The organism is Streptomyces sp. NPDC056161, assembly GCF_042268025.1.
Lineage (GTDB): Bacteria > Actinomycetota > Actinomycetes > Streptomycetales > Streptomycetaceae > Streptomyces.
This window is the reverse complement of the sequence record NZ_JBHJUV010000029.1, coordinates 96,521-122,310: the sequence shown is the minus strand read 5'-3', so window position 1 is coordinate 122,310 and position 25,790 is coordinate 96,521. Positions and strand designations below refer to the sequence as shown.

Below are 25,790 nucleotides of genomic sequence, written 5' to 3'. Positions count from 1 at the left end.
CTGCCGTGCGGGGGGCGCCCTCGTCGTCGTACCGCGGGCCATGAGGCGGGGCCGGGCGGCGTTGCTGTCCGGCCCGCCGCCCGACCCACCTGACGCGCCCGACCCACCTGACGCGCCCGACTCGCTCGACGCGCCCGGCGCGGCCGATCCGGCCGTCTCGGGTTCACGGCGTGCGGGTCACCAGGGACAGCGTCCGCCGGGCCGCCGCCACCACCGCCGCGTCGATGAACCGGCCGTCCGGCAGCGCCTGGGCGCCGCGCTCCGCCGTCGCCGCCTTCACGATCGTCTCGGCCTGCTCCAGTTCCGCCTCCGTCGGCAGATAGGCCCGCTCGATGATCGGCAGCTGACGGGGGTGGATGGCGGCCCGGCCGAGGAAGCCGAGGGCACGGCCGTGCGCGCAGGAGGCCGCCAGGCCGTCCAGGTCCCGGATGTCGGGGTGGACCGACTGGGGCGGCGGGGCGAGACCGGCCGCCCGTGCGGCGACCACGACCCGGGACCGGCACCAGTCGAGCCCCGCGTCGGCCTGGACGCCCAGGTCGGCCCGTAGATCCGCCTCGCCCAGGGAGATGCCCCGCAGGGCCGGGTGGGCGGTGGCGATGGCGTAGGCACGCTCGATGCCCAGGGCCGTTTCGAGCAGGGCGTACAGCCGGTCGTGCCCGGCGTCGTGGGCGGCGCGGACCACCTCGGCGGCGGACGTCACCTTCGGCAGCCGCACCCCGGACACGCCCGGCAGCCCGGCCATCGCCCGCAGGTCGGCCGCCGCCCACGGCCCCTCCGCGCCGTTCACCCGGACGTCGACCCGCACCGGCTGCGGCTCGGACAGCAGGTCGGCGGTGGCCACGCGGGCGTACTCCTTGCGGTCCGGGGCGACCGCGTCCTCCAGGTCGATCACCACCACGTCCGCGCCGCAGGCCAGCGCCTTCGCCACCACACGTGGGCGGTCACCGGGGACGTACAGCCAGGTGAGCGGGGTCGGGATCACAGGGCGCCCTCCGCGCGCAGGGCGTCGAGATCCGCCGGGGTCAGACCCAGCTCGGTCAGGACGGCCACGGTGTCCGCGCCGTGCGGGCGGCCCGCCCAGCGGATCGAGCCGGGCGTGGCGGAGAGCCGGAACAGGACGTTCTGCATGCGCAGCGGGCCCAGCTCCGGGTCGTCGACGGTGGTGATGGTGTCCAGGGCCGCGTACTGCGGGTCGGTCATCACGTCCCGCACGTCCTGCACCGGTGCCACCGCGGCCTCCGCCTTCTCGAAGGCCGCCACCACCTCGTCGCGGGTGCGGGCGGCGATCCAGCGGCCGACCACCTCGTCCAGCACGTCGGCGTGCGCCGCCCGTCCGGCGCCGGTCGCGAACCACGGCTGCGTGCTCAGATCCGGGCGGCCGACCAGGTCCAGCACGCGTTCGGCGACCGACTGGGCCGAGGTGGACACCGCCACCCAGGACCCGTCCGCCGTGCGGTAGGTGTTGCGCGGGGCGTTGTTCTGCGAGCGGTTCCCGGTACGCGGCTGGACGTGGCCCAGTTGGTCGTACCAGATCGGCTGTGGGCCGAGGACGGTCAGGATCGGCTCGATGATGGCCATGTCGACGACCTGGCCCTCGCCGGTCCGCTCCCGGGCGGCCAGCGCCGTCATCACCGCGTACGCCGTGGCCAGGGCGGCGATGGAGTCGGCGAGCCCGAAGGGCGGGAGTGTCGGGGGCGCGTCCGGCTCGCCGGTGATCGCGGCGAAGCCGCTCATCGCCTCCGCGAGGGTGCCGAAGCCGGGGCGGCGGGCGTACGGCCCGAACTGGCCGAAGGCGGTGACCCGGGTGAGCACCAGCCGCGGGTTGGCGGCGGACAGCTCCGGCCAGCCCAGGTCCCACTTCTCCAGCGTGCCGGGCCGGAAGTTCTCGACGACCACGTCGGCGGTGGCGGCGAGCCGCAGCAGGGTGGCGCGGCCGCCGGGCTTGGACAGGTCCAGGGTGAGGGTGCGTTTGTTGCGGCCGAGCAGCTTCCACCACAGGCCGACGCCGTCCTTCGCGGGTCCGTGCCCCCGGGACGGGTCGGGCTTCCTCGGGTGCTCGATCTTGATGACCTCGGCGCCGAAGTCACCGAGCAGGGTGGCGGCGAGGGGACCGGCGAAGAGGGTGGCGAGGTCGAGGACGCGCAGGCCGTGCAGGGGCTGGCCGGGGTTCATGCGGTGCACTGCGGGTCGCGCGCGGCGGGGCCGGCGGGTGGGCCTGCGGGTGGGGCGGGGGTCATGGGCGGGTCGCCTCCAGGTGGGTGAGGTGGGCGAGGGTGTCGAAGCCGATGCCGTCGAAGCCGGTGACGGAGGTGGCGAGCCGGTTCTTGAGGGGAGCCGTCCAGCGGTCGGGCAGGGCGGCGGGCGTTCCGGCGAGGAGGCCGGCGATGCTGCCGGCGGTGGCGCCGGCCGAGTCGGTGTCCCAGCCGCCGGAGACGGCACGGCAGATGGAGCCGCTGAAGTCGCCGTCGGCGTGAGTGAGGGCGGCGGCGATCAGGGCGGTGTTGGGGATGGCGTGGACCCAGTGGTAGGTGGCGGAGTGCCGGGCGTGGAGCGCGTCCACGACCTGGTCGAAGTCCGGGTGCGCGGCGGCCGTCCCGACGGCGTGGTCGAGGGCGTCGGCCAGCCGGGAGCGGGGCGGCACCACTGAGCGGCCGACGCGCAGACAGGCGTGCACGTCGAGGGATCCGGTGGCCGCGGCGGCGATGGTGGCCGCGGTGAACATGGCCGCGTAGACGCCGTTGGCGGTGTGGCTGAGGACGGCGTCGCGGTGGGCCTGTTCCGCGGCGGCGGCCGGGTCGCCCGGGTTGGTCCAGCCGTGCACGTCGGCGCGGATCAGGGCACCGATCCACTCGCGGAAGGGGTTGCGGTGGCGGGCCGTGTGCGGGGGTTCGAGGCCGGCGAGGAGGTTGCGGTAGGCGATGCGTTCGGCGGTGAAGGTGCGGCCGGCGGGCAGTTCGTCGAGCCAGAGCCGGGCCAGGTCGGCGGTGCCGAACGCCTTGCCGTGCCGGCCGAGCAACAGCAGGCTGAGCAGGGGGTGGTTGAGGTCGTCGTCCTCGGGCATGCCGTCGATGTTCTCGGCGAGGGAGGTGGCGGCCGAGCGCCGGTTGAAGGGATGGGCCGCCATGAGGTCCGCCGGGACCCCGCGGGCCGTGAAGCAGGCGGCGAGCGGCCAGTTGCCGGTGGACCGCGCCAGTTGCCGGATGCCGTCGAGGGGAAGCTTCTCCACCGGCTTCCCCAGCAGACAGCCGACGGCCCGGCCCAGCCAGGCGGCTTCGAGGGCGAGCGGGGCGAGGGCCGCCGCGCCGCCGCCTGCCGGCCTGTCACCTACCGGCCCGTCATCTGTCGGCCCGTCATTTATCGGGCGGTCACTTGTCGGGCCGTCATTTGTCGGGCCGTCACTTGTCGGTCCACCTGCGGGGCTGTCACCTGCCGGCCTGCTGCCTGTCCGTGTCGCGTCTGCTGGTGCCGCGCCTGTCGGTGCCGCGGCTTCCGGAACCGCCCCTGCCGGCGGGTCACCTGCCGTCGTGCCGCGTACCGGCCCGGGAGCCGACGGTCTCCGGTCCGGCCGCCGCCGCGCCGTGGAGTCGCGGTCGGTCGGCACGGGGCCCGGCCGGAGTGGGCCGATGGGCCAGTCGGGGCACAGGGCCTTGATCCGGGGCAGTGCGGTCGGTTCCCGTTCGGCGGCCGGGCCCGGCAGCTCCGCCAGTTCGTCCAGCAGGTCCTCCGCCAGCAACCGCAGATACCGCGAGGCCCGCTGCGCGGACGCGCCCGCACGGACCGGCGCGGCACCGCCGCCCGCCGCTTTCCAGCGGGCCTCGATCGCCGACGGCTCGCGTCCGTCCTGCCGTGCCTGGCGGAGTTCGTGGCGGAGTTCGTGGCCCACCAGGTCCTCCGGCTGGACCCAGGTCAGCCGGAGCATTCCGCGCCCCCGAGTGCGCTGAACGCCCGCTCATGGGCCCGGCGGCGCCGGACGTCCCGTTCGAAGACCTCCCGGGACACCTCGGTGAGCGTCCGGGCCGGCGCCCACAGGTCCAGCCGGCTCGCCTCCGCCACCGCCTTCGACCACTCCCGCGGGACCGGCGAGCCCAGGGCGCCGGCCAGCGCGCCCGCCATCGTCGCGATGGAGTCGCAGTCGCGGCCGTAGTTGACCGACCCCAGGACCGCCTGCCGGTAGTCGCCGCCGGCCACCAGCAGCATGCCGAGCGCGACGGGAAGCTCCTCGATCGCGTGCAGCCGGGAGGGGCGCCGGGCCCCGAGGGACGGCGCGCGGTAGTCGGGGCCCACCGTGTCGTAGGGGGCCACCGCCGCCCGCAGCGGGACCAGCGCCGACTCGATGTCGTGGTGCCGGGCGGCCACCGCGCACACCTCCTCGATCGCCGTCCGGGTGCCGTCCTTCGCCAGGGACAGGCACGCCGCCACCACCGCGTCGGGGGTCGCGCCGGGTGCGGTCGCCGCCGCCACCGCCGCCGCGAAGACGCCGGCCGCCTCACGGCCGTACGACGACTGGTGCGCGCCCGCGACGTCCAGTGCCTCGGCGTACGCACCCGCCGGGTTGGCTGCGTTGACCAGGCCGACGGGGGCCATGTACATCGCCGCCCCGCAGTTGACGATGTTGCCCGCGCCCGCTTCCCGCGGGTCCACATGGCCGTAGGCGAGCCGGGCCACCAGCCACTTCTCCGCCAGGAAGATCCGGTGCAGGGGCAGCGCCTCCGCCTCCAGTTCGGGAATCCAGCGGGGGGTCGTCATCAGGTCCGGGACGAGGTGGTCGGCGATGGCGTAGGCGTCGAGGTGGTCCCGGACGCGCGCGTACACCCGGATCAGCGCGTGGGTCATCAATGTGTCGTCGGTGACGTGCCCGTCGCCCTTGTGGTACGGCGCGACGGGGCGGGCGGTACGCCAGGCGCCGCCGTGCCAGGGGCCGACGATGCCGTGGACGCGACCGCCGTGGCGTTCGACGATCTGGTCGGGGGAGTAGCCCTCGACGGGGCCGCCGAGGGCGTCGCCGACGGCGGCGCCGACGAGCGCCCCGGTGATCCGCTCCGCCAGATCCGGACCGCCGCTCGCGTATTCCTCGGGTGGTGTCATGTCCGAATCATCCTCACGGTTCGGCCGGTGGTGCGGTTTCCAGGAGTTCGGCGAGTTCGACCAGGTCGGTGCCGGTGAGGCGGGGGAGCGCGCAGCCGGAGAGGGTGCGGCAGGCGTCCCGCCACGCGGGCGGGACGGACGCGCCGCCGCCCAGCGCTCCGGTCAGCGCGCCCGCCAGCGCGGGCGCCGAGTCGGCGACCCGGGACAGGCAGGCCGCGGCGGGCACGGCCTCGGCGATGCGGCCCCGCGCGGCGCAGGCCAGGGCGAGCGCGACCGGGACCGTCTCGGCGGCGGCGATGCCGTAGCTGTAGACGTGGTCGACGATCTGGTGCTCAAGGAGCGGGATCAGCGCGAAGGCGGATCCGGTGTCGCGGGCGAGGGCCAGCGCCTGGCGGGCGTTGCGGCCGATCTCCGTGGCCGCGGGCAGTTCGTCGAGGGCCGCCGTCGTGCAGGTGTCCACGTCCGCGCCGGTGAGCGCCAGCGCGAGGGCCGCCGCCATCGCGCGGGCGCCGTGCACCCCGTCGCCGTCCTGGGTGTAGCGGGCGTCGAACTCGGCCAGTTCCGCGGCGCGCCGCGGGTTGCCGCGGTGGGCGACGGCGAGCACGCAGGCGCGTACGCAGGCCGCGTCGTCGAAGTAGTGCGGGTTGTCGTGGCCGCTGGCGGGCGGGCGCAGCCCGGCTGCGAGGTTGCCGAGGCCGGCCCGGACCGAGATCCGGGCGCGCAGCGGCAGCACCGCGGACTCCACCTCCGGGGCGCGTTCGGCCGCCGCGGCGACCTCGGAGGCGACGGCGCTCCAGGTCAGGTCGATCGCGACGCGGGTGCGGCGGTCCCGGCTCAGGTCCCCGAGCACGCTGTCGTCGCCGGCCCGCAGCACCGCCTCGGCCGCGAACGCCGCCCATTCGGCGTCGTCGGAGGGGCCGAGGCGCAGCGGTTCCGGGGGCTGGTTGAGCGCGATCGGCACGGGCAGGGTGGTCGTCGCGTTCTGCTCGGCGAAGGTGTCCAGCTCGCGGGTGAGCCGCCGGGTCCACTCGGGCATCCGGGCGGCCCGGTGCCGTGCCGCGGGCCATCCGGCGGCATCGCCCGCGGCGAGCCCCAGCAGCAGCCCCTCGACGCGGCGGCTCACGGCAGCACCTCGCCGCTCTGCTCGACGGGTGCGCAGGCGGCTGGTACGCAGGCGGCGGGGTTCGCGGGCGCGGTGGCCGCCGGTTGCGCGGCGGGGTGGGCGTCACCTCGCACCGCGGCCGGTGGGACCGGCCCTTCCACGGCCTGCGGCACGAGGTCGCGTAGCGCGCCCGGTGGGAGATGGGGTACGAGGCCGGGCGGGGCGCCGTCCGCGGGGGAGTGCGGCACGGGGTGGTGTGGGACGCCGGTCGGTGGGGCTGGGGGTACGGGGTGGTGTGGGACGCCGGTCGGTAGGGCGGGGGGTACGGAGGGGCGGAGGGTGCTGGTCGGCGGAGGGGTCGATACCGGGTGGTGGAGCGCGCCCGGCGGGTGGTGGGGTGCGCCCGGTGGGAGGTGGGGTACGGGTTCTGGCCCGGCGGCGTTCGACAGGGCGTGCGGTGCGGGTTCGCGCGGCGGGCCCGCTGGTGGGAGGGGCACGGGTTCGCGCGGCGTGCCCGCTGGTGGGCGGGGCACGGGTTCGAGCACGCCGTCACCCGGTGGGACGTGCGGCAGGGGTGGTTGCGGCTCCCCTCCGGCGGGCCTGTCCGCGATCGGGGCGGGCCTGTCCTGGACCAGGGCGGGCCTGTCCTGGACCGGGGTGGTTCTGTCCCGTGCCGCGGCGGGGCTGTGCGGGGCCGTGGTGGGCCGGTTCCGGACCAGGAGGTCCGCCACGTCGAGTACGTGGTGGCCCGCCATGGAGGGCAGGCAGCTGCCGCGGGCCGGGCCGATCGCCGCCGCCCAGTCGGGCGGTACGGCGCGCACGCCCTCGGTCGCACCGGCCAGCGCGCCCGCGACGGCGGCCGTGGTGTCGGCGTCGCGGCCCATGTTGACCGCGGTCAGGACGGCCCGCCGGAAGTCGCCGTCGGCGGACGCGTACGCGCCGAAGGCGAGTGCCACCGCCTCGGGGGCCAGGTCGGTCCAGGGGTAGCCGCCGATGACGACCGCGCAGCGGACCGCGCGTTCGCCCCGGTGGGCGACGGCGACGGCCCGCCGCAGTGAGCGGGCCGTCCAGGAGTCGTCGGGGACGACGGCCAGGGCGGCGGCGACCACCGCGCTGACCGGGGCGCCCGCCATCGCCGCCGCCACCCCGGCGGCCACCGCCTGGCCGCCGTGGATGCCCTCGCCGTCGTGGCTGACCGAGCCGTCGATCGCCACCAGCCGGGCCGCCTCGGCGGGGCGGCCCGCCGCGAACACCCCGAAGGGGGCCGCCCGCATCGCGAGGCCGTCGCTCCAGGCGTGCCGGTGCTGGGCGGAGATGGGCGCGGCCAGTCCTCTGCGGAGGTTCTCCAGCGTGCCCCGCTCGCTGAAACCGGCGCCTCTGAAGGGCCCCTCGTGCCGGTTCGCGATCCACTCGTGCCAGGCGGCCTCCGCGTCGGCCGGGGTGAGCGCCGAGCCGTGCCGGGCGAGCAGCAGCCCGGAGAAGATCGCGTACTCGGTGTCGTCCGTGCCGCACGGCCGCTCGACCACGTATCCGGTGATCCGGCCCCAGCGGGCGCGGATCTGCGAGGGCTTCAGGTTCTCCGCCGGGGCACCGAGCGCGTCTCCCACCGCCAGGCCGAGCAGCGCGCCGCGCGCCCGGTCGCGGAGTTCGGTGGCGTCCCCGGGGGACGGGACCGAGGGGATGCGGGCGATCGGTGCCATGGGCGGCTCTCTCCGTCGGGGGACCTTTGCGGATGTCTGCCACCGGAGCGGTCGACGCGAGCACCGCGGGCCGCAGCATCACCCGGTCGACATGTGCGCAAGCCTGTGCACGGATGAGCAAAGAGGGTAAAACCGCAGGTTAGCCCAGCCTTTCCTTGCTGGCGAAGGAGAAATCAATGACGTAGTTTCGGTGTTGTCGAAAAATAGAACCCGTCCAATCAAGCTCCTGGGGGACCGTTATGGCCATCATCGACACCGAAGCGGCGCTGCACGAGGCGCACCGGGACAACCACACACACCGGGATGTCAACGGCGGCTGGCTGCGCCCCGCGGTCTTCGGCGCGATGGACGGCCTGGTCTCCAACCTCGCCCTGATCACCGGCGTGACCGGCGGCGCGGTCAGCCACCAGACCATCGTGATCACCGGGCTGGCCGGTCTCGCCGCCGGCGCCTTCTCCATGGCGGCCGGCGAGTACACCTCCGTCGCCTCGCAGCGCGAGCTGGTCGAGGCCGAGCTGGACGTCGAGCGCCGCGAACTGCGCCGGCACCCCGAGGACGAGGAGGAGGAACTGGCCGCACTCTACGAGACGCGGGGCGTCGAACCCGAACTGGCCCGCGAGGTCGCCCGGCAGCTGTCCCGGGACCCCGAGCAGGCCCTGGAGATACACGCCCGCGAGGAACTCGGCGTCGACCCGGGCGACCTGCCGTCACCGCTGGTAGCGGCCGTCTCCTCGTTCGGATCCTTCGCGCTCGGCGCGCTGCTGCCGGTCCTGCCCTTCCTGCTGGGCGCGACCGCGCTGTGGCCGGCCCTGGTGCTGGCCCTCGTCGGACTGTTCGGCTGCGGTGCCGTGGTGGCCAAGGTGACCGCGCGGACCTGGTGGTTCAGCGGTCTGCGGCAGCTCGCCCTGGGCGGCGCGGCGGCCGGTGTGACGTACGCCCTGGGCAGTCTGTTCGGAACCGCCGTAAGCTAGATCGGCTGGTACCTATGCAATGATTCGTATAAGTAGCTGTTACCGACTGGTTTCGGATGCTTGACCGCTGGGCATGAGCCGTAAGCGCTGCGAGCAACGACGCCTGCCGTGCACCCCGCGGGATGGGCGATGCCGTTCCTCCCGCCTCCCCCCTTTTCGGGCCGATGGACATGGATCTGTCCGCTTCGGTCCTCATATGCTTCCGCCGCCGCGCGCGGCGTCCAGGTCGCGCACCCCGGCGACGTCTGCATGCTGGAATGGAGTATCCGGTTTTCGAGAACCGATCCATCATGTAACCTGCACGAAATTTTCTCTCACGCAGAGGGCCAGCGTCGTCCCTCGGCACCGCACATGCCACTGACGACGACGGGAGAGCCGATGCGCACACCGCGCCAGCCGTCCCAGCCTTCCACGAATGACCGAAACTGGTCGTTCATGGATGCGCGCCCTGCTGCACAGGGAATGTACGACCCCCGCACCGAGCACGACGCCTGCGGCGTCGGCTTCGTGGCCACCCTCACCGGCGAGGCGAGCCATGTGCTGGTCGAGCAGGCGCTCACCGTTCTGCGCAACCTGGAACACCGCGGTGCCACCGGCTCCGAACCCGACTCGGGCGACGGCGCGGGACTGCTCTCCCAGGTGCCCGACGCGTTCTTCCGCCAGGTGGCCGGATTCGAACTGCCCCCGGCCGGTGCATACGCCGTCGGCATCGCGTTCCTGCCCCCGGACGACACCGCCGAGGCCGTCTCACGGATCGAGACGATCGCCCAGGACGAGGGCCTCACCGTCCTCGGCTGGCGCGACGTCCCCGTCGCCCCGGAACTGCTGGGCGCCACCGCCCGCTCCACCATGCCCGCCTTCCAGCAGATCTTCGTCACCGACGACACCTCCCGGACCAAGCCCGCGGGACACGCCAGCGAGGGCATCGCGCTGGACCGCAAGGCGTTCGTGCTGCGCAAGCGCGCCGAACGCGAAGCGGGCGTCTACTTCCCGTCACTGTCCGCGCGGACCATCGTCTACAAGGGCATGCTGACCACCGGCCAGCTCGAACCGTTCTTCCCGGACCTGTCCGACCGCCGCTTCGCCAGCGCGATCGCCCTGGTCCACTCCCGGTTCTCCACCAACACCTTCCCGTCCTGGCCGCTCGCCCACCCCTACCGGTTCGTCGCCCACAACGGCGAGATCAACACCGTCCAGGGCAACCGCAACTGGATGCGCGCCCGCGAGTCCCGGCTGGCCTCCGACCTCTTCGGCGACCAGCGACTGGACCGCATCTTCCCGGTGTGCACCCCGGACGCCTCCGACTCGGCCTCCTTCGACGAGGTACTGGAACTCCTCCACCTCGGCGGCCGCTCGCTGCCCCACGCCGTGCTGATGATGATCCCCGAGGCGTGGGAGAACCACGACTCCATGGACCCCTCCCGGCGCGCCTTCTACCAGTTCCACGCCACGATGATGGAGCCCTGGGACGGCCCGGCCTGCGTCACCTTCACCGACGGCACCCAGGTCGGCGCCGTCCTCGACCGCAACGGCCTGCGCCCCGGCCGCTACTGGGTCACCGACGACGGCCTCGTCGTCCTCGGCTCCGAGGTCGGCGTCCTCGACATCGACCCCGCGAAGGTCGTCCGCAAGGGCCGCCTCCAGCCCGGCCGCATGTTCCTCGTCGACACCGCCGAGCACCGCATCATCGAGGACGACGAGATCAAGGCGACCCTCGCCGCCGAACAGCCCTACGCCGAATGGCTGGAAGCCGGCGAGATCGAACTCGGCGACCTGCCCGAGCGCGAGCACATCGTGCACACCCACGCCTCCGTCACCCGCCGCCAGCAGACCTTCGGCTACACCGAGGAAGAGCTGCGCGTCCTGCTCGCACCGATGGCCAAGACCGGCGCCGAACCGATCGGCTCCATGGGCACCGACTCGCCCATCGCCGCCCTGTCCGAACGCCCGCGCCTCCTGTTCGACTACTTCACCCAGCTGTTCGCGCAGGTCACCAACCCGCCGCTGGACGCGATCCGCGAGGAACTCGTCACCTCGCTGCGCTCCGCCCTCGGCCCGCAGGGCAACCTGCTCGACCCGACGGCCGCCTCCTGCCGCAGCGTCGTACTGCCCTTCCCGGTGATCGACAACGACGAGCTGGCCAAGCTCATCCACATCAACGCCGACGGCGACCTGCCCGGCTTCAAGGCCGCGACCCTCTCCGGCCTGTACCGGGTCGGCGGCGGCGGCGACGCGCTGGCCGCCCGCATCGCCGAGATCTGCGCCGAGGCCGACGCCGCCATCGACAACGGCGCCCGGCTGATCGTCCTGTCCGACCGCCACTCGGACGCCGAGCACGCGCCGATCCCCTCGCTGCTGCTCACCGCGGCCGTCCACCACCACCTCATCCGCACCAAGCAGCGCACCCACGTCGGCCTGCTGGTCGAGGCCGGTGACGTCCGCGAGGTCCACCACGTGGCCCTGCTCATCGGCTACGGCGCCGCCGGCATCAACCCCTACCTGGCGATGGAGTCCGTCGAGGACCTGGTCCGGGCCGGCACCTTCCTGCCCGGCATGGACGCCGACACCGCCATCCGCAACCTGATCCACGCCCTCGGCAAGGGCGTCCTGAAGGTCATGTCCAAGATGGGCATCTCCACCGTCGCCTCCTACCGCGGCGCCCAGGTCTTCGAAGCCGTCGGCCTCGACGACGCCTTCGTCGACAAGTACTTCAACGGCACCACCAGCAAGATCGGCGGCGTCGGCATCGACGTCATCGCCGAAGAGGTCGCCGCCCGGCACGCCAAGGGCTACCCGGCCTCCGGCATCGCCCCCGCGCACCGCGCCCTGGAGATCGGCGGCGAGTACCAGTGGCGCCGCGAGGGCGAACCGCACCTGTTCGACCCCGAGACGGTCTTCCGCCTCCAGCACTCCACCCGCACCGGCCGCTACGACGTCTTCAAGCAGTACACCGGCCGCGTCAACGAGCAGTCCGAGCGCCTGATGACGCTGCGCGGCCTGTTCGGCTTCGCCTCCGGCCGGCAACCGATCCCCATCGACGAGGTCGAACCGGCCGCCGAGATCGTCAAACGGTTCTCCACCGGCGCCATGTCCTACGGCTCCATCTCCAGCGAGGCCCACGAGACCCTCGCCATCGCCATGAACCAGCTCGGCGGCAAGTCCAACACCGGCGAGGGCGGCGAGGACCCCGAGCGCCTGTACGACCCGGCCCGCCGCTCCGCGATCAAGCAGGTCGCCTCCGGCCGCTTCGGCGTGACCTCCGAATACCTGGTCAACGCCGACGACATCCAGATCAAGATGGCCCAGGGCGCCAAGCCCGGCGAAGGCGGCCAACTGCCCGGCCACAAGGTCTACCCATGGGTCGCCAGGACCCGGCACTCCACCCCCGGCGTCGGCCTGATCTCCCCGCCGCCGCACCACGACATCTACTCCATCGAGGACCTCGCCCAGCTCATCCACGACCTGAAGAACGCCAACCCCTCGGCCCGCATCCACGTGAAGCTGGTCTCCGAGGTCGGCGTCGGCACGGTCGCCGCGGGCGTCTCCAAGGCCCACGCGGACGTCGTCCTGATCTCCGGACACGACGGCGGCACCGGCGCGTCCCCGCTGACCTCCCTCAAGCACGCCGGCGGCCCCTGGGAACTCGGCCTCGCCGAAACCCAGCAGACCCTCCTGCTCAACGGCCTGCGGGACCGGATCGTCGTCCAGACCGACGGCCAGCTCAAGACCGGCCGCGACGTCGTCATCGCCGCGCTCCTCGGCGCCGAGGAGTTCGGTTTCGCGACCGCACCGCTCGTCGTCTCCGGCTGCGTCATGATGCGCGTCTGCCACCTCGACACCTGCCCGGTCGGCATCGCCACGCAGAACCCGACCCTGCGCGACCGCTTCGCCGGCAAGGCCGAGTACGTGGTGAACTTCTTCGAGTTCATCGCCCAGGAGGTCCGCGAGATCCTCGCCGAACTCGGCTTCCGCTCCATCCAGGAAGCCGTCGGCCACGCCGAGGCACTCGACGTCACCCGCGCCATAAACCACTGGAAGGCACAGGGCCTCGACCTGGAACCCCTGTTCCACGTCCCCGACCTGCCCGCCGGCGCCGTCCGCCACCGGACCGTCGAACAGGACCACGGCCTCGCCAAGGCCCTCGACAACGAGCTGATCAGGCTCGCCGCCGACGCCCTCGCCGCCACCAGCGCCACCGACGCCCAGCCGGTCCGCGCCCAGGTGCCCATCCGCAACATCAACCGCACGGTCGGCACCATGCTCGGCCACGAGGTGACCAAGCAGTTCGGCGGCGCCGGCCTGCCCGACGACACCATCGACATCACCTTCACCGGCTCCGCCGGCCAGTCCTTCGGCGCCTTCCTGCCCCGCGGCATCACCCTCCGCCTGGAGGGCGACGCCAACGACTACGTCGCCAAGGGCCTCTCCGGCGGCCGGGTGATCGTCCGCCCCGACCGCGCCGCCGACCACCTCGCCGAGTACTCGACGATCGCCGGCAACACCATCGCCTACGGCGCCACCGGCGGCGAACTGTTCCTGCGCGGCCGCACCGGCGAACGGTTCTGCGTCCGCAACTCCGGCGCGCTGGTCGTCTCCGAAGGCGCCGGCGACCACGGCTGCGAATACATGACCGGCGGGCACGCGGTGGTCCTCGGCCCGACCGGCCGCAACTTCGCGGCCGGCATGTCCGGCGGCATCGCCTACGTCGTCGACCTCGACCGCGACAACGTCAACGCCGGCAACGTCGACGCCGTCCAGCCGCTCGACGACACCGACAAGCAGTGGCTGCACGACGTCGTCCGCCGCCACCAGGAGGAGACCGGCTCCACCGTCGCCGCGAAACTCCTGGCCGACTGGGACACGGCCGCCGACCGCTTCAGCAAGATCATCCCCAGCACCTACCAGGCAGTGCTCGCCGCCAAGGACGCCGCCGAGCGAGCCGGTCTCTCCGAGACCGAGACCCACGAGAAGATGATGGAGGCGGCGATCAATGGCTGACCCGAAGGGCTTCCTCAACCACAGTCGAGAGATCGCCGAAACCCGACCCGTCAGCGAACGCGTCAAGGACTGGCAAGAGGTCTACGTCCCCGGCTCCCTGCTCCCGATCATCAGCAAGCAGGCCAGCCGCTGCATGGACTGCGGCATCCCGTTCTGCCACAACGGCTGCCCGCTCGGAAACCTCATCCCCGAGTGGAACGACTACGCCTACCGCGAGGACTGGACCGCCGCCGCCGAACGCCTGCACGCCACGAACAACTTCCCGGAGTTCACCGGACGGCTGTGCCCCGCCCCCTGCGAGTCGGCCTGCGTACTCGGCATCAACCAGCAGCCCGTCACCATCAAGAACGTCGAGGTCTCCATCATCGACAAAGCCTGGGACAGCGGCGACGTCCGCCCCCAGGCCCCCGAACGGCTCTCCGGCAAGACCGTCGCGGTCATCGGCTCCGGACCCTCCGGCCTGGCCGCCGCCCAGCAGCTCACCCGGGCCGGCCACACCGTCGCCGTCTACGAACGCGCCGACCGCGTCGGCGGCCTGCTGCGCTACGGCATCCCCGAGTTCAAGATGGAGAAGCGGCACATCAACCGCCGTATCGAGCAGATGCGCGCGGAAGGCACCCGGTTCCGCACCGGCGTCGAGGTCGGCCGCGACCTGACGGCGACGAACCTGCGCAAGCGCTACGACGCCGTCGTCATCGCCGCCGGCGCCACCACCGCCCGCGACCTGCCCGTCCCCGGCCGCGAACTCGGCGGCATCCACCAGGCGATGGAGTACCTCCCCCTGGCCAACAAGGTCCAGGAAGGCGACTACGTCACCCCGCCGATCACCGCCGAGGGCAAGCACGTCGTGGTGATCGGCGGCGGCGACACCGGCGCCGACTGCGTGGGCACCGCCCACCGCCAGGGCGCCGCCTCCGTCACCCAGCTGGAGATCATGCCCCGCCCCGGCGACGAACGGAACCCGACCAGCCAGCCCTGGCCGACCTTCCCCATCCTCTACAAGGTCACCTCCGCCCACGAGGAAGGCGGCGAACGCATCTACTCCGCCTCCACCACCCACTTCGAAGGCGACGAGGACGGCAACGTGCAGTGGCTGCACATCGCCGAGGTCGAGTTCACCGACGGCAGACTCACCCAGAAGCCCGGCACCGAACGCCGCATCCCCGCCCAACTCGTCACCCTCGCCATGGGATTCACCGGCACCGACCGCGAGAACGGCCTGGTCGAGCAGTTCGGCCTGGACCTCGACGCACGCGGCAACATCGCCCGCGACGCCGACTTCCAGACCAACGTGCCCGGCGTCTTCGTCGCCGGCGACGCCGGCCGCGGCCAGTCCCTCATCGTCTGGGCCATCGCCGAAGGCCGCTCCGCAGCCAAGGGCGTCGACCACTACCTGACCGGCACCAGCGACCTCCCCTCCCCGATCCACCCGACGGACCGAGCACTCGTCTGACGGATCACCACCACACGTCCCGTACAAAGGCGTACGGAACACCGACGGCGCCTGCCCATCGTCCCCGACCGGACCCGGGCAGGCGCCGCCGCGTCTCTCACGTGTCGCACTCCAACACCGTGCGGCACAGACCGCAACGCGCCCGGACCCGGCCCCGCACCGGCACCCTGATGCGCTGCCGGCACGTCGGGCACGGGAACGACACCCGCAGCCGGCCACCGCCGTCCGCAGCGAAGGCGTAACCGACACCCGGCTGCGGCCCGTGCACCTGACGGCGATCCCGGGCATAACGGCGACGGCCCGCCCAGCCCGCCGCGGTCAGCGGCGGCTGCTGCTCGTCCTGCCGCGCCTGGGCCAGACCCCTGGTGTACGCCGTGTACGCCTGCGGACTGGTGAACCACACCGACGGATCCTCACCGAACACCAAGGAACGCTTGGCCAGCACATAACCGAACTCCTCCGGCGTCAGATAACCGAGCTTCTGCGACGACACCGTGTCCTCCCGGTAGGCGTCCAGCAACAGCCACCCCGCACCCAGATACGTCGTCGCCGTGTCCGTCAGGATCTCGTTCTCCGGCGTACTCGGGAACGACAGGTCCAGACGGTGCAGATAGACATGCATCACCTCGTGCGCCAGCGCCGCACCGATGTCCCGGCGATGCGAACGGAACCGGTCGTTCAATTCCACGAAGTACTCCGGACCCGCCTCCAGTTCGACGTTCGCCGCATGACTCATCTCCCGGAAACTCACCACCAGACGCGCATCCGGCAACCGGAAGTGCCGCACGATCTCACCCGCCACCCGCTGCGCACCCAGATGCAGATCATCGACATCGGAGAACGCCACGTCCGCCGGCGCCACACTGGTCGCGAACGTCTGGATCGTGTCGTACGAAAGACGCCGGTACAGCGCCGTGATCGCGGCCCGCACCGTCTCCAGATGCGGATAGCCATGCTCGACCGGTCCGTCGTTCGCCACGCCCGCACCCCCAAAGACGCCCTGGACATCGCATCCACTCTATGCGGGTGTGAGCGGTTTTCGCCCACCCGGTGCCCAGCCCGGACGACCCGGCCACCGCCCCCGCCGACCACCCGTGATCGAACCCCCGTGCGCCCCCTAGGCTGGACACCCATGACCTCCAGCAACACCGGAAACGGTGACGTCGAACCCGCCGTCCGCGCAGAACTCGACCGACTGCGCGACAGCATCGACAACATCGACGCGGCCATCGTCCACATGCTCGCCGAGCGCTTCAAATGCACCCAGCAGGTCGGCCACCTCAAGGCCGTCCACCAACTGCCGCCCGCCGACCCCGCCCGCGAGGCACGCCAGATCGCCCGGCTCCGTGGCCTCGCCGAGGACGCCAAGCTGGACCCGGCCTTCGCCGAGACATTCCTGACCTTCATCATCGCCGAAGTGATCAGACACCACGAACGCATCGCCGAAGACACCGCGAACGACCACACGGCCCACGACCACACCACCGACCACACCACCGACCACACCACCGACCACGCCTGACCCACCCCCGCTCACCACCCGTCAGCACCCCGCAACCCCGCGTCAAACCCCCACGTCACCGCCCCGGCGCACCCCACCCCGCCACGACAGCGGGCGCCGGACCACACACCACCCGCCACCCCGGCACCCGGCTGCCGGGGCGGCCACACCCTCCCCGGACCCCCACCGACCAGAAACGTACACAACACATATACGGCACATACCGCCCCACCGCTGTCCGCCATCGGCGGTATCAGGCAGCATGGCCTGCATGTCCGTACTGACGCGCGACGAAGCGCAGAGCCGAGCCCAGCTCCTCGACGTCCACCGCTACACCATCGAGCTCGACCTGACCACCGGCGACGAGACCTTCGACTCCCACACCACGATCAGGTTCTCCGTACGCGCCGACACCCCGAACACCGACACGTTCGTCGAGATCAAACCCGCCGAACTGCGCACCGCCACCCTGGACGGACACCCCCTCGACCCCGACACCCTCCACCAACACCGACTCCCCCTGAAAAACCTCACCCCCGGCGAACACGAACTCCACCTCGACGCCCGCATGCGCTACTCCCGCACCGGCGAGGGCATGCACCGCTTCACCGACCCCAGCGACGGCCAGACCTACGTCTACACCCAAATGTTCATGGACGACGTCCAACGCGTCTTCGCCGCCTTCGACCAACCCGACCTCAAAGCCGTCTTCGACCTGACCGTCACCGCCCCCGAAAACTGGACCGTCCTCGCCAACGGCATCACCGAACACCTCGGCAACGGCCGCTGGAAAGCCGCCCCCACCCCCCTCATCTCCACCTACCTCGTCGCCGTCGCCGCCGGCCCCTGGCACTCCGTACGCACCGAACACCGCGGCCTGCCCTTCGCCCTCCACTGCCGCCGCTCCCTCGCCCCCCACCTCGACACCGACGCCGACGAAATCCTCGACATCACCCGCGCCTGCTTCGACCGCTACCACGAAAAATTCGCCGAACCCTACCCCTTCGACTCCTACGACCAGGCATTCGTCCCCGAATTCAACGCCGGAGCCATGGAAAACCCCGGCCTGGTCACCTTCCGCGACGAATTCGTCTTCCGCTCCGCCGTCACCGACACCGAACGCCAGACCCGCGCCGTCGTCATCGCCCACGAAATGGCCCACATGTGGTTCGGCGACCTCGTCACCCTCACCTGGTGGGACGACATCTGGCTCAACGAGTCCTTCGCCGAGTACATGGGCTACCAGACCACCGCCGAAGCCACCCGCTTCACCGACACCTGGGTCGACTTCGGCGTCGCCCGCAAAGCCTGGGGCTACGACGCCGACCAACGCCCCTCCACCCACCCCGTCGCCCCCGAAGCCGTAGACGACACCGCCTCCGCACTCCTCAACTTCGACGGCATCTCCTACGCCAAAGGCGCCTCCGCACTCCGCCAACTCGTCACCTGGCTCGGCGAGAAAGACTTCCTCGCCGGCATCAACACCCACTTCACCCGCCACAAATTCGCCAACGCCACCCTCGCCGACTTCATCGACTCCCTCGCCTCCGCCACCGAACGCGACGTACCCGCCTGGGCCGACGCCTGGCTACGCACCACCGGAGTAGACACACTCACCCCCACCCTCGACCACGCCGACCCGGGAACACACACCCTGCGCATCGACCGCACCGGCAGCCGCCCGCACCGCATCACCATCAGCCTCTACGACCAGGACCCCACCGACGAAGGACGCCACCTCACCCTGCGCGACCGCCACGACCTCGACATCCCACAGACCCAACCCCACCCCCTCGGCAAACGCCCCGCGCTGCTCCTCCTCAACGACGGCGACCTCACCTACGCCAAGATCCGCTTCGACACCGACTCCTTCGAAACCCTCCGCACCAGCCTCTCCGGCCTGCCCAACCCCCTCACCCGCGCCGTCGTCTGGAACGCCCTGCGGGACGCCGTCCGCGACGGCCAACTCCCACCCACCGCCTACCTCGACGCCGCCCGCACCCACCTCCCGCACGAAACCGACCTCGCCATAGTCCAGGGCGTCCTCGCGTTCGCCTCCACCCAGATCACCGACCGCTACCTCACCCCCGAACAACGTCCGGCCGCCCTGAGCACCCTGTCCGCCCTCTGCCGCGACCTCATCCGCCGCACCGAGGACGGCGACAGCCCCGGCCTGCGACTCGTCGCCGTACGCCACTTCATCGACGCCGCCGCCCACCCCGACACCATCGCCGCCTGGCTCGCCGACGGCACCGTACCCGGCGGACCCGAACTCGACCCCGAACTGCGCTGGCGCATCCTCGCCCGACTCGCCGTCCTCGGCGCCACCGACGAGGCAGCCATCGCCGCCGAACTGGACCGCGACCCGAGCGCCAGCGGCCAAGAAGGCGCCGCCCACTGCCGCGCCGCCCTGCCCCACCCCGACGCCAAACGCGCCGCCTGGGCCGCGATGTTCGAAGGCGACGAGACCACCGACCTGTCGAACTACCTCTTCACCGCCACCGCCAAGGGCTTCTGGCAGCCCGAACAGGCCGACCTGCTACGGGAGTACGTCCCCCGCTACTACCCCGACGCCGTCGCCCTCGCCGCCCGCCGCGGCCCCGCCATCGCCGCCGCCACCGGCCGCTGGGCCTTCCCGGCACACGCCGTCGACGCCGAGAACCTCGCCCTCGGTGAGACCTGCCTGCGCGACGCCGAACCGGTCGCCGCCCTGCGCCGCAGGCTCACCGACGAACTCGACGACCTGGCCCGCGCCCTGCGCGTACGCGAGGCATAACCGCCCAGCCCACCGGGGCCGGGAACCCCCACCCGGCCCCCACACCAAACCCCCTCACCACCCCTTGCGCCTCGGCGGATTCCCGAGCCCGGTTCCCCGGGCCTCGACTCATCCCCGCGCCCGCTTCCCCGGACTCCGAAGGTTTCCCCCGGCCTGGGCCCGCCGCGACCACGGGCTCTCACGCGTTTCCCGGGCCTCGGCCAATTCCCGGGCCAGGCCCGCCGCGACCACGGGCTCTCGCCACCTCCCAGGCCCCAGCCTCCTCAGCCGCAGGCCCTCGCGGTTTCCCCAGCTTCCACCGTTCCCCGCGCTCGGCCGCCGCACCCCGGCCTGGCCGCCAAGGCCCCGAACCCGGCCGCTCCCCGGGCTCCGACAGCTCCCCAAGCCCCCGGCCACCCCCACCCCAAGTCCTGGCCTTCCCCAGACCTTGGCCGCACCCCGACCCCGGCCACCCCACCCCCGGATCCTCGGCCGCCCCCTGGCCTCCGGCCATCCCCGAACCCCGGCCACCCCGGCCACCCCGGCCCGAGCACCCACCACACCCGCCGACAACGCGTCAACCCACCACCCCACACCACACCCCACCACCCCGGTACCCAACACGTTTTCCCCGTACGCAAGTACCCACTTTCGGGTCCGATCATCGTCCATCCCGGGCGCGTCGACCCCATCACGTACAAGCTGGAACCGCCCCCACCGATCTTCCCCCTTCCCCCCACCCCGGAGGAGCGCGCGCATGACCACGCCCCCCTTCGCCTCGTCACCCGACGCCCCCCACGCCCTACGCCCCCTGCTGAACACCGTGCTCGACGCCCTCCGCGACGGCGGACACGCACGCGGCGGACCACTCCCCGCCGGCGGACCCGCCGCCGTCACCGCCCGAATCACCGCCGCCGTCGGCGACCTACTCCCCGACAAAGGCGACCCCGACGCCCTGCGCACCCTCGTACACGCCCTCGCCGAAAACTCCACCGACCCCGCCCACCCACTGTGCGCAGCCCACCTGCACTGCCCACCCCTCACCGTCGCCACCGCCGCCGACCTCGCCGCAAGCGCCCTCAACCCCTCCCTGGACTCCTGGGACCAAGCCCCCGCCGCCTCCGCCCTGGAAACCATCGTCAGCCGCGAACTCGCCCACGAAATCGGCCTCGCCGACGCCCTCATCACCACCGGCGGCACCGAATCCAACCAACTCGCCGTACTCCTCGCCCGCGAAACCCAAGGCAACGACGTACGACTCATCTGCGGCACCAACGCCCACCACTCACTGCCCCGCGCCGCCTGGCTCCTCGGCCTGCCCGACCCCCTCATCCTCCCCACCCCCACCGGCACCCTCGACCCCACCACCCTCCACAACGCCCTCACCCACCACCCCCACCCCCTCCTGGTCGCCGCCACCGCAGGCACCACCGACGCCGGCCTCATCGACCCGCTCCCCGACATCGCCGAACTCTGCGCCACCCACGGCGCCCGCCTGCACATCGACGCCGCCTACGGCGGCCCCCTCATCCTCAGCGAACGCCACCGCGAAAAACTCACCGGCCTCGAAACCGCCCACACCGTCACCCTCGACCTGCACAAACTCGGCTGGCAACCAGCCGCCGCCGGCCTCCTCGCCCTCGCCCACCCCCACGACCTCACCGCACTCCACCACCACACCGACTACCTCAACGCCGACGACGACACCGAAGCCGGCCTCCCCGACCTCCTCGGCCGCTCCCTGCGCACCACCCGACGACCCGACATCCTCAAAATCGCCGTCACCCTCAAAACCCTCGGCCGCACCGAACTCGCCACCATGATCGACCAGGTCTGCGCCCACGCCCACACACTCGCCGCCCTCGTCCAAAACCACCCCCGCTTCGAACTCCACGCCCCACCCACCATCAGCACCGTCCTCTTCCGCCCCACCCACGCCACCGACACCACCGTCGCCCACATACGACGCCACCTCCTGCACCACGGCCGCGCCATCCTCGGCCGAGCCCACCTCGACGGCCGCCTCTGGCTCAAAGCCACCCTCCTCAACCCCCACACCCAACCCCACGAACTCACCCACCTCCTCACCCTCGTGGAAGGAACCCCCCCCGCATGAACAGCCCCCCGCACGACACGACCGACACCCCACGCGACCTCGTCGGCATCGGCATCGGCCCCTTCAACCTCTCCCTCGCCGCCCTCGCCCACCCACTACCCGAACTCGACACCGTCTTCTACGAACAACGCCCCCACTTCGACTGGCACCCCGGACTCCTCATCGACGGCGCCACCATCCAAGTCCCCTTCCTCGCCGACCTCGTCACCCTCGCCGACCCCACCAGCCACTGGAGCTTCCTCAACTACCTCAGAAACCGGGACCGACTCTTCCCCTTCTACTTCGCCGAACGCTTCCACTCCCACCGCACCGAATACGACGCCTACTGCCGCTGGGTCGCCGACAACCTCCCCGGACTCCACTTCTCCCACCACGTCGACACCATCCGCTGGAACCCCACCCGCGACACCTTCGAAGTCGACTACACCCGGCTCGACACCGACGGCCAAGCCGAATCCCTCGGCCGCACCCACACCAAGAACATCGTCCTCGCCGTCGGCACCGCCCCCCACGTACCCGACCCACTCAAACCCCTCGCCGACACACCCGGCATCCCCGTCCTGCACGCCGCCGACTACCTCCACCACCGCGACGCCCTCCTCACCAAAGGACACGTCACCGTCGTCGGCTCCGGACAATCAGGCGCCGAAATCTTCCTCGACCTGCTCCGCCACCGCCCCACCGGCCACGAAAGACTCCACTGGCTCGGCCGCACCGAAGCCTTCGCCCCCATGGAATACAGCAAACTCGGCCTCGAACACTTCACCCCCGACTACACCCGCTACTTCCACCACCTACCCGAACCCGTCCGCGACCGACTCGTCGCCACCCAATGGCAACTCCACAAAGGCATCGACACCGACACCATCGCCGCCATCCACGACGAGCTCTACCGCCGCACCCTCCACGGCGACTGGCCCGACGCCGTCCTCACCCCCGGAGTCCGCGTCCGCACCGCCGGCCGCGTCGCCACCACCCAAATCGAACTCCACCTGGAACACACCCAACAAAACACCCGCTCCCGACTCACCACCGACGCCGTCGTCCTCGCCACCGGCTACCGCGAACGCCCACTCGACCACATCCTCGCCGGACTCGACCCCTACATCCGCCGCGACAGCGCCGGCCGCCCCCGCATCGACGAGGCATACCGCCTCGTACTCGACCCCTCCGTCACCGGCACGGCATACGTCCAGAACGCAGAACGCCACACCCACGGCGTCGGCGCACCCGACCTCGGCCTCGCCGCCTGGCGCAGCGCCACCATCCTCAACTCACTGACCCGCAAAGACACCTACCAACTGCCCACCCGGACGGCCTTCACCACCTTCGGCCTCGAACCACCCCGACCCGTGCCGACCGCCCGGCAGGCAAAAATCCTCACCCCACTCATCGACGACCGGACCTGACCGACCCACCCAGCCGCCAGGACCCGAACGACTAGAACACCGGCACACCCGCCCGGGTCAGCCTCCAGTCCACCGAAGCGAAGTCATTCGGGTCCAGCACACCCTTCGCCGTCACCCACTCCGCGATCCGCGTCCGGATCTCCGTCGACTCCGACCACACCTCCTGAGCCGACGCGACGAACGGGAACGCCCCACCACCATTCGCCCGATAATTGTTCACCGCGAGAACGAAACGCTGCGCGTCATCCAGCGCGGCACCACCGAACGACAGGTTCTTGATCCGCGAACCGGCCGGCTGAGCGATGTCGATGTCATACCGCAACCCCGACACATAGTCGTAGTTGTAGTCCGGCCGACCCCCCGCATTGGTCAACTTGTCCACATCGACCACCACATCCGCAGCCGTCTGCACGTAGTACTCCGCCGAAAACTCCAGATACGCCCGCACCTGAGCACCCGTCAGCACCTTCGCCACCAGCGTGTTGTCATACACATACAGACCCGACAGATCCCGGATCGTCACCTCACCGGCCGGGATCTCAGACGTACGGGAGAACGGCGACGCCTGCGCCAGCACCGGCAGCGAAGCGAACTCCGTACCCACCAGCGCCGCCCTGACCACATCCTCCTGCACCTTCGTGATCAGATCGATGATCGGCGCATCCTTGTACCGCGCATCAACCGTGGTCAGCGTCTGCGTCGCCCTACCGACCACCTGATTGACATACTCCACGACCTTCGCATGCTCATCCCTCAGCAACCTGGTGATCCTCGGATCATCGGCAACCGCATTCGCATTCCGCAGCGAAGCCGACACCGACTCCACCGACCACCGACCCTTCGCGAACACCAACTCGACATCGAACAGAGTCAGCCGCTCCGCATAACACAACGGCTCCGACAACACCACCGTCCGCCCCGACTCCTCATTGACGACCTTCAACTCCGCGATCTCCCGATGCGCATGCCCCACCAGAATCGCATCGACACCCGGCACCCGCTTGGCCACATTGACCGCCGCGTTCTCCACATACGGCAACTGATCACCGTACGACGACGACCCATCCGTACCCGAATGCGCCGAAACCACCACCACATCCGCACCCATCGACCGCAACTTCGGCACCCACACCGCGGCCTGCTCCTCCAGACCCGGGAACTTCAGCTTCCCCTCCACCAACGCCTTGTCCCACACCGCAATCCCCGGATTCGTCAGCCCCAGAACAGCCACCGTCACCGGCGGAGCCCCCTTCACCGCGAACTTCTTCATGAAATACGGCGGAAAAGCCGGCCGCAGCGTCTTCGCATCCACGGCATTCGCACCCAGCAACGGAAAACGCAACTGACCCTCGAACTTGCGCAACGTCTCGATGCCGTAGTTGAACTCATGATTGCCCAACGCCGCCGCGTCATAACCGATCGCGTTCATCGCCCGCGCCATCGGATGCACCGGCCCACCCTTGGCCGTGATCGGATCGACCTTCGCGTAGTAGTACGTCAGCGGAGTGCCCTGAATCGTGTCACCCGCATCCAGCAGCAGCGTGTTCTCCCGGCCCCTCTCCCTGCGCACCTCCTCCACCAGCGTGGAGATACGAGCCAGCCCCATCGCGTTGCCCGCCGCGTCGGAGTACTCCGCATCCTTGAAGTAATCCCAGTTGAAGACATGCCCGTGCAGATCAGTGGTGCCCATGACGGTCAGCGCGTAACGCTTCGACGGCCGACCGGACCCACCCCGCGCCTCCTCACCCGACGGCCGGGCCGGCACCTGCCCCGACGCCTGCGCCGGCGCAGCCGCCGCACCGCCGATCGCCACCCCGGCCCCGGTCACTGCGGACCTCTTCAGGAACTTCCGACGGTTCAGCGGCATCTTGTGATCTCCTCCAGAAACGGTCAACGACGCGCGTAGATTGTGGCCCGGCACAGCCCACCACAACAGGTCCAGAAGGTTGCGATCTGATGACCTCATCGACGAAAACCGACATCCCACCCCACCGAAGACATGCCAGAGTGGGACGTATGACCAACCCCTCGCCCGAACAGCCCCACCTCACCGTCCGCGGCGAAGCACACCTCGAAGCCGACCCCGAGATCGCCCGCATCTCCATCACCGTCACCAGCCGCGGACGCGACCGACGTTCCACCCTCGACGACCTCACCCACCGCAACACCACCACCCTCGACCTCATCAAGAGCTACGGCGACACCGTCGAACACCTCGAAACCGGCCACCTCACCATCACCCCCGAACTCTCCCCCCACAGCCGCGGCGAACGCGTACGCACCTACCACGGCACCGTCCACATCACCGCCGAACTCTCCGACTTCCCCGCACTCGGCGAACTCACCACCCGCCTCGCCGACTTGGAACTCACCCACATCGACGGCCCCTGGTGGTCCCTGCGCCCCAACTCCCCAGTACACCGACAAGCCCGCCAACAGGCAGTACACGAAGCCGTCCAACGAGCCCGCGAATACGCCGAAGCACTCGGCACCACACTCACCGCACTCATCGACCTCGCCGACACCGGCACCGGGAACACCGAACCCCACCCCCGCTCCGGCCTCCGCACCCGCACCATCGCCTTCGCGACCGCGGCACCGGACACCCCACCCCCACCACTCGACCTCGAACCCCAGCGCCAACACGTCCACGCACAGATCGACGCCCGCTTCACCATGGCACCCCCACAGCTCTGACCC

General features: G+C 71.3%; 15 protein-coding genes and 1 pseudogene. 8 read left to right on the top strand and 8 right to left on the bottom strand.

The genetic code is table 11. The features are described from left to right. Positions 1 to 163: 163 nt before the first annotated feature. The 6 genes and pseudogenes from ACFC09_RS26030 to ACFC09_RS26005 all read right to left on the bottom strand — a co-directional run. Complete coding sequence (locus ACFC09_RS26030) at positions 164 to 982, bottom strand: HpcH/HpaI aldolase/citrate lyase family protein (RefSeq protein ID WP_376532535.1); 819 nt, start codon at positions 980 to 982, stop codon at positions 164 to 166. Further along, positions 979 to 2,172, bottom strand: a complete 1,194-nt coding sequence (locus tag ACFC09_RS26025; RefSeq protein ID WP_376532534.1) for a CaiB/BaiF CoA transferase family protein — start codon at positions 2,170 to 2,172, stop codon at positions 979 to 981. The genes ACFC09_RS26030 and ACFC09_RS26025 overlap by 4 nt, the downstream gene beginning before the upstream one ends. Before the next feature lie 61 nt (positions 2,173 to 2,233). Next, on the bottom strand, positions 2,234 to 3,919 hold the full coding sequence (locus ACFC09_RS26020) for an ADP-ribosylglycohydrolase family protein (RefSeq protein WP_376532532.1): 1,686 nt from the start codon (positions 3,917 to 3,919) through the stop codon (positions 2,234 to 2,236). Next, positions 3,907 to 5,085 carry an ADP-ribosylglycohydrolase family protein gene (locus tag ACFC09_RS26015; RefSeq protein ID WP_376532530.1) on the bottom strand — a complete coding sequence of 393 codons (1,179 nt, stop codon included), beginning with the start codon at positions 5,083 to 5,085 and terminating at the stop codon, positions 3,907 to 3,909. Before ACFC09_RS26015 ends, ACFC09_RS26020 begins: the two co-directional genes overlap by 13 nt. Positions 5,086 to 5,098: 13 nt before the next feature. After that, the gene (locus ACFC09_RS26010) at positions 5,099 to 6,244 is read right to left on the bottom strand and encodes an ADP-ribosylglycohydrolase family protein (protein WP_376532547.1); all 1,146 of its coding nucleotides are present in this window, start codon (positions 6,242 to 6,244) and stop codon (positions 5,099 to 5,101) included. Between the two features lie 656 nt (positions 6,245 to 6,900). Next, positions 6,901 to 7,887: pseudogene (locus ACFC09_RS26005) on the bottom strand (ADP-ribosylglycohydrolase family protein); the annotation flags it as partial. A gap of 239 nt (positions 7,888 to 8,126) precedes the next feature. Between ACFC09_RS26005 and ACFC09_RS26000 the strand changes: the two are divergent. The 3 genes from ACFC09_RS26000 to ACFC09_RS25990 all read left to right on the top strand — a co-directional run bounded on the left by ACFC09_RS26000 (position 8,127) and on the right by ACFC09_RS25990 (position 15,309). Further along, positions 8,127 to 8,858, top strand: coding sequence for a VIT1/CCC1 transporter family protein (locus ACFC09_RS26000; protein WP_376532528.1), 732 nt, complete (start codon positions 8,127 to 8,129; stop codon positions 8,856 to 8,858). 378 nt (positions 8,859 to 9,236) lie between these two features. After that, positions 9,237 to 13,856, top strand: coding sequence for a glutamate synthase large subunit (gltB, locus tag ACFC09_RS25995; protein WP_376532526.1), 4,620 nt, complete (start codon positions 9,237 to 9,239; stop codon positions 13,854 to 13,856). After that, entirely contained in the window at positions 13,849 to 15,309 is a 1,461-nt protein-coding gene (locus ACFC09_RS25990) for a glutamate synthase subunit beta (protein ID WP_376532524.1), read from the top strand. The genes gltB and ACFC09_RS25990 overlap by 8 nt, the downstream gene beginning before the upstream one ends. 97 nt (positions 15,310 to 15,406) lie before the next feature. Here the strand turns inward: ACFC09_RS25990 and ACFC09_RS25985 are convergent, their stop codons facing one another. Further along, entirely contained in the window at positions 15,407 to 16,288 is an 882-nt protein-coding gene (locus tag ACFC09_RS25985) for a hypothetical protein (protein WP_376532522.1), read from the bottom strand. 153 nt (positions 16,289 to 16,441) lie between these two features. Between ACFC09_RS25985 and ACFC09_RS25980 the strand changes: the two genes are divergently transcribed. From ACFC09_RS25980 to ACFC09_RS25965, 4 genes are all read left to right on the top strand, one after another. After that, positions 16,442 to 16,831 (top strand): chorismate mutase, encoded by a 390-nt coding sequence (locus ACFC09_RS25980; protein ID WP_376532520.1) that lies wholly within the window; start codon positions 16,442 to 16,444, stop codon positions 16,829 to 16,831. Between the two features lie 250 nt (positions 16,832 to 17,081). After that, entirely contained in the window at positions 17,082 to 19,586 is a 2,505-nt protein-coding gene (gene pepN, locus ACFC09_RS25975) for an aminopeptidase N (protein ID WP_376532518.1), read from the top strand. Between the two features lie 736 nt (positions 19,587 to 20,322). After that, complete coding sequence (locus ACFC09_RS25970; RefSeq protein ID WP_376532516.1) at positions 20,323 to 21,681, top strand: pyridoxal phosphate-dependent decarboxylase family protein; 1,359 nt, start codon at positions 20,323 to 20,325, stop codon at positions 21,679 to 21,681. Further along, the gene (locus ACFC09_RS25965) at positions 21,678 to 23,090 is read left to right on the top strand and encodes a lysine N(6)-hydroxylase/L-ornithine N(5)-oxygenase family protein (RefSeq protein WP_376532514.1); all 1,413 of its coding nucleotides are present in this window, start codon (positions 21,678 to 21,680) and stop codon (positions 23,088 to 23,090) included. Before ACFC09_RS25970 ends, ACFC09_RS25965 begins: the two co-directional genes overlap by 4 nt. Positions 23,091 to 23,121: 31 nt before the next feature. Here the strand turns inward: ACFC09_RS25965 and ACFC09_RS25960 are convergent, their stop codons facing one another. Continuing rightward, positions 23,122 to 24,957 (bottom strand): bifunctional metallophosphatase/5'-nucleotidase, encoded by a 1,836-nt coding sequence (locus ACFC09_RS25960; RefSeq protein ID WP_376532512.1) that lies wholly within the window; start codon positions 24,955 to 24,957, stop codon positions 23,122 to 23,124. Between the two features lie 149 nt (positions 24,958 to 25,106). On the opposite strand from ACFC09_RS25960, the gene ACFC09_RS25955 reads away from it, so the two are divergent. Continuing rightward, positions 25,107 to 25,787: an SIMPL domain-containing protein gene (locus ACFC09_RS25955; protein WP_376532510.1), complete on the top strand. Its 681-nt coding sequence runs from the start codon at positions 25,107 to 25,109 to the stop codon at positions 25,785 to 25,787. Positions 25,788 to 25,790: the final 3 nt, after the last annotated feature.

What these genes read in the sequence shown, in the direction of transcription:
- ACFC09_RS26025 (WP_376532534.1), bottom strand. Translation starts at nt 2,172, where the DNA reads ATGAACCCCGGCCAGCCCCTGCACGGCCTGCGCGTCCTCGACCTCGCC.
- ACFC09_RS26020 (WP_376532532.1), bottom strand. Translation starts at nt 3,919, where the DNA reads ATGCTCCGGCTGACCTGGGTCCAGCCGGAGGACCTGGTGGGCCACGAA.
- ACFC09_RS26015 (WP_376532530.1), bottom strand. Translation starts at nt 5,085, where the DNA reads ATGACACCACCCGAGGAATACGCGAGCGGCGGTCCGGATCTGGCGGAG.
- ACFC09_RS26000 (WP_376532528.1), top strand. Translation starts at nt 8,127, where the DNA reads ATGGCCATCATCGACACCGAAGCGGCGCTGCACGAGGCGCACCGGGAC.
- gltB (WP_376532526.1), top strand. Translation starts at nt 9,237, where the DNA reads ATGCGCACACCGCGCCAGCCGTCCCAGCCTTCCACGAATGACCGAAAC.
- ACFC09_RS25990 (WP_376532524.1), top strand. Translation starts at nt 13,849, where the DNA reads ATGGCTGACCCGAAGGGCTTCCTCAACCACAGTCGAGAGATCGCCGAA.
- ACFC09_RS25980 (WP_376532520.1), top strand. Translation starts at nt 16,442, where the DNA reads ATGACCTCCAGCAACACCGGAAACGGTGACGTCGAACCCGCCGTCCGC.
- pepN (WP_376532518.1), top strand. Translation starts at nt 17,082, where the DNA reads ATGTCCGTACTGACGCGCGACGAAGCGCAGAGCCGAGCCCAGCTCCTC.
- ACFC09_RS25970 (WP_376532516.1), top strand. Translation starts at nt 20,323, where the DNA reads ATGACCACGCCCCCCTTCGCCTCGTCACCCGACGCCCCCCACGCCCTA.
- ACFC09_RS25965 (WP_376532514.1), top strand. Translation starts at nt 21,678, where the DNA reads ATGAACAGCCCCCCGCACGACACGACCGACACCCCACGCGACCTCGTC.
- ACFC09_RS25960 (WP_376532512.1), bottom strand. Translation starts at nt 24,957, where the DNA reads ATGCCGCTGAACCGTCGGAAGTTCCTGAAGAGGTCCGCAGTGACCGGG.
- ACFC09_RS25955 (WP_376532510.1), top strand. Translation starts at nt 25,107, where the DNA reads ATGACCAACCCCTCGCCCGAACAGCCCCACCTCACCGTCCGCGGCGAA.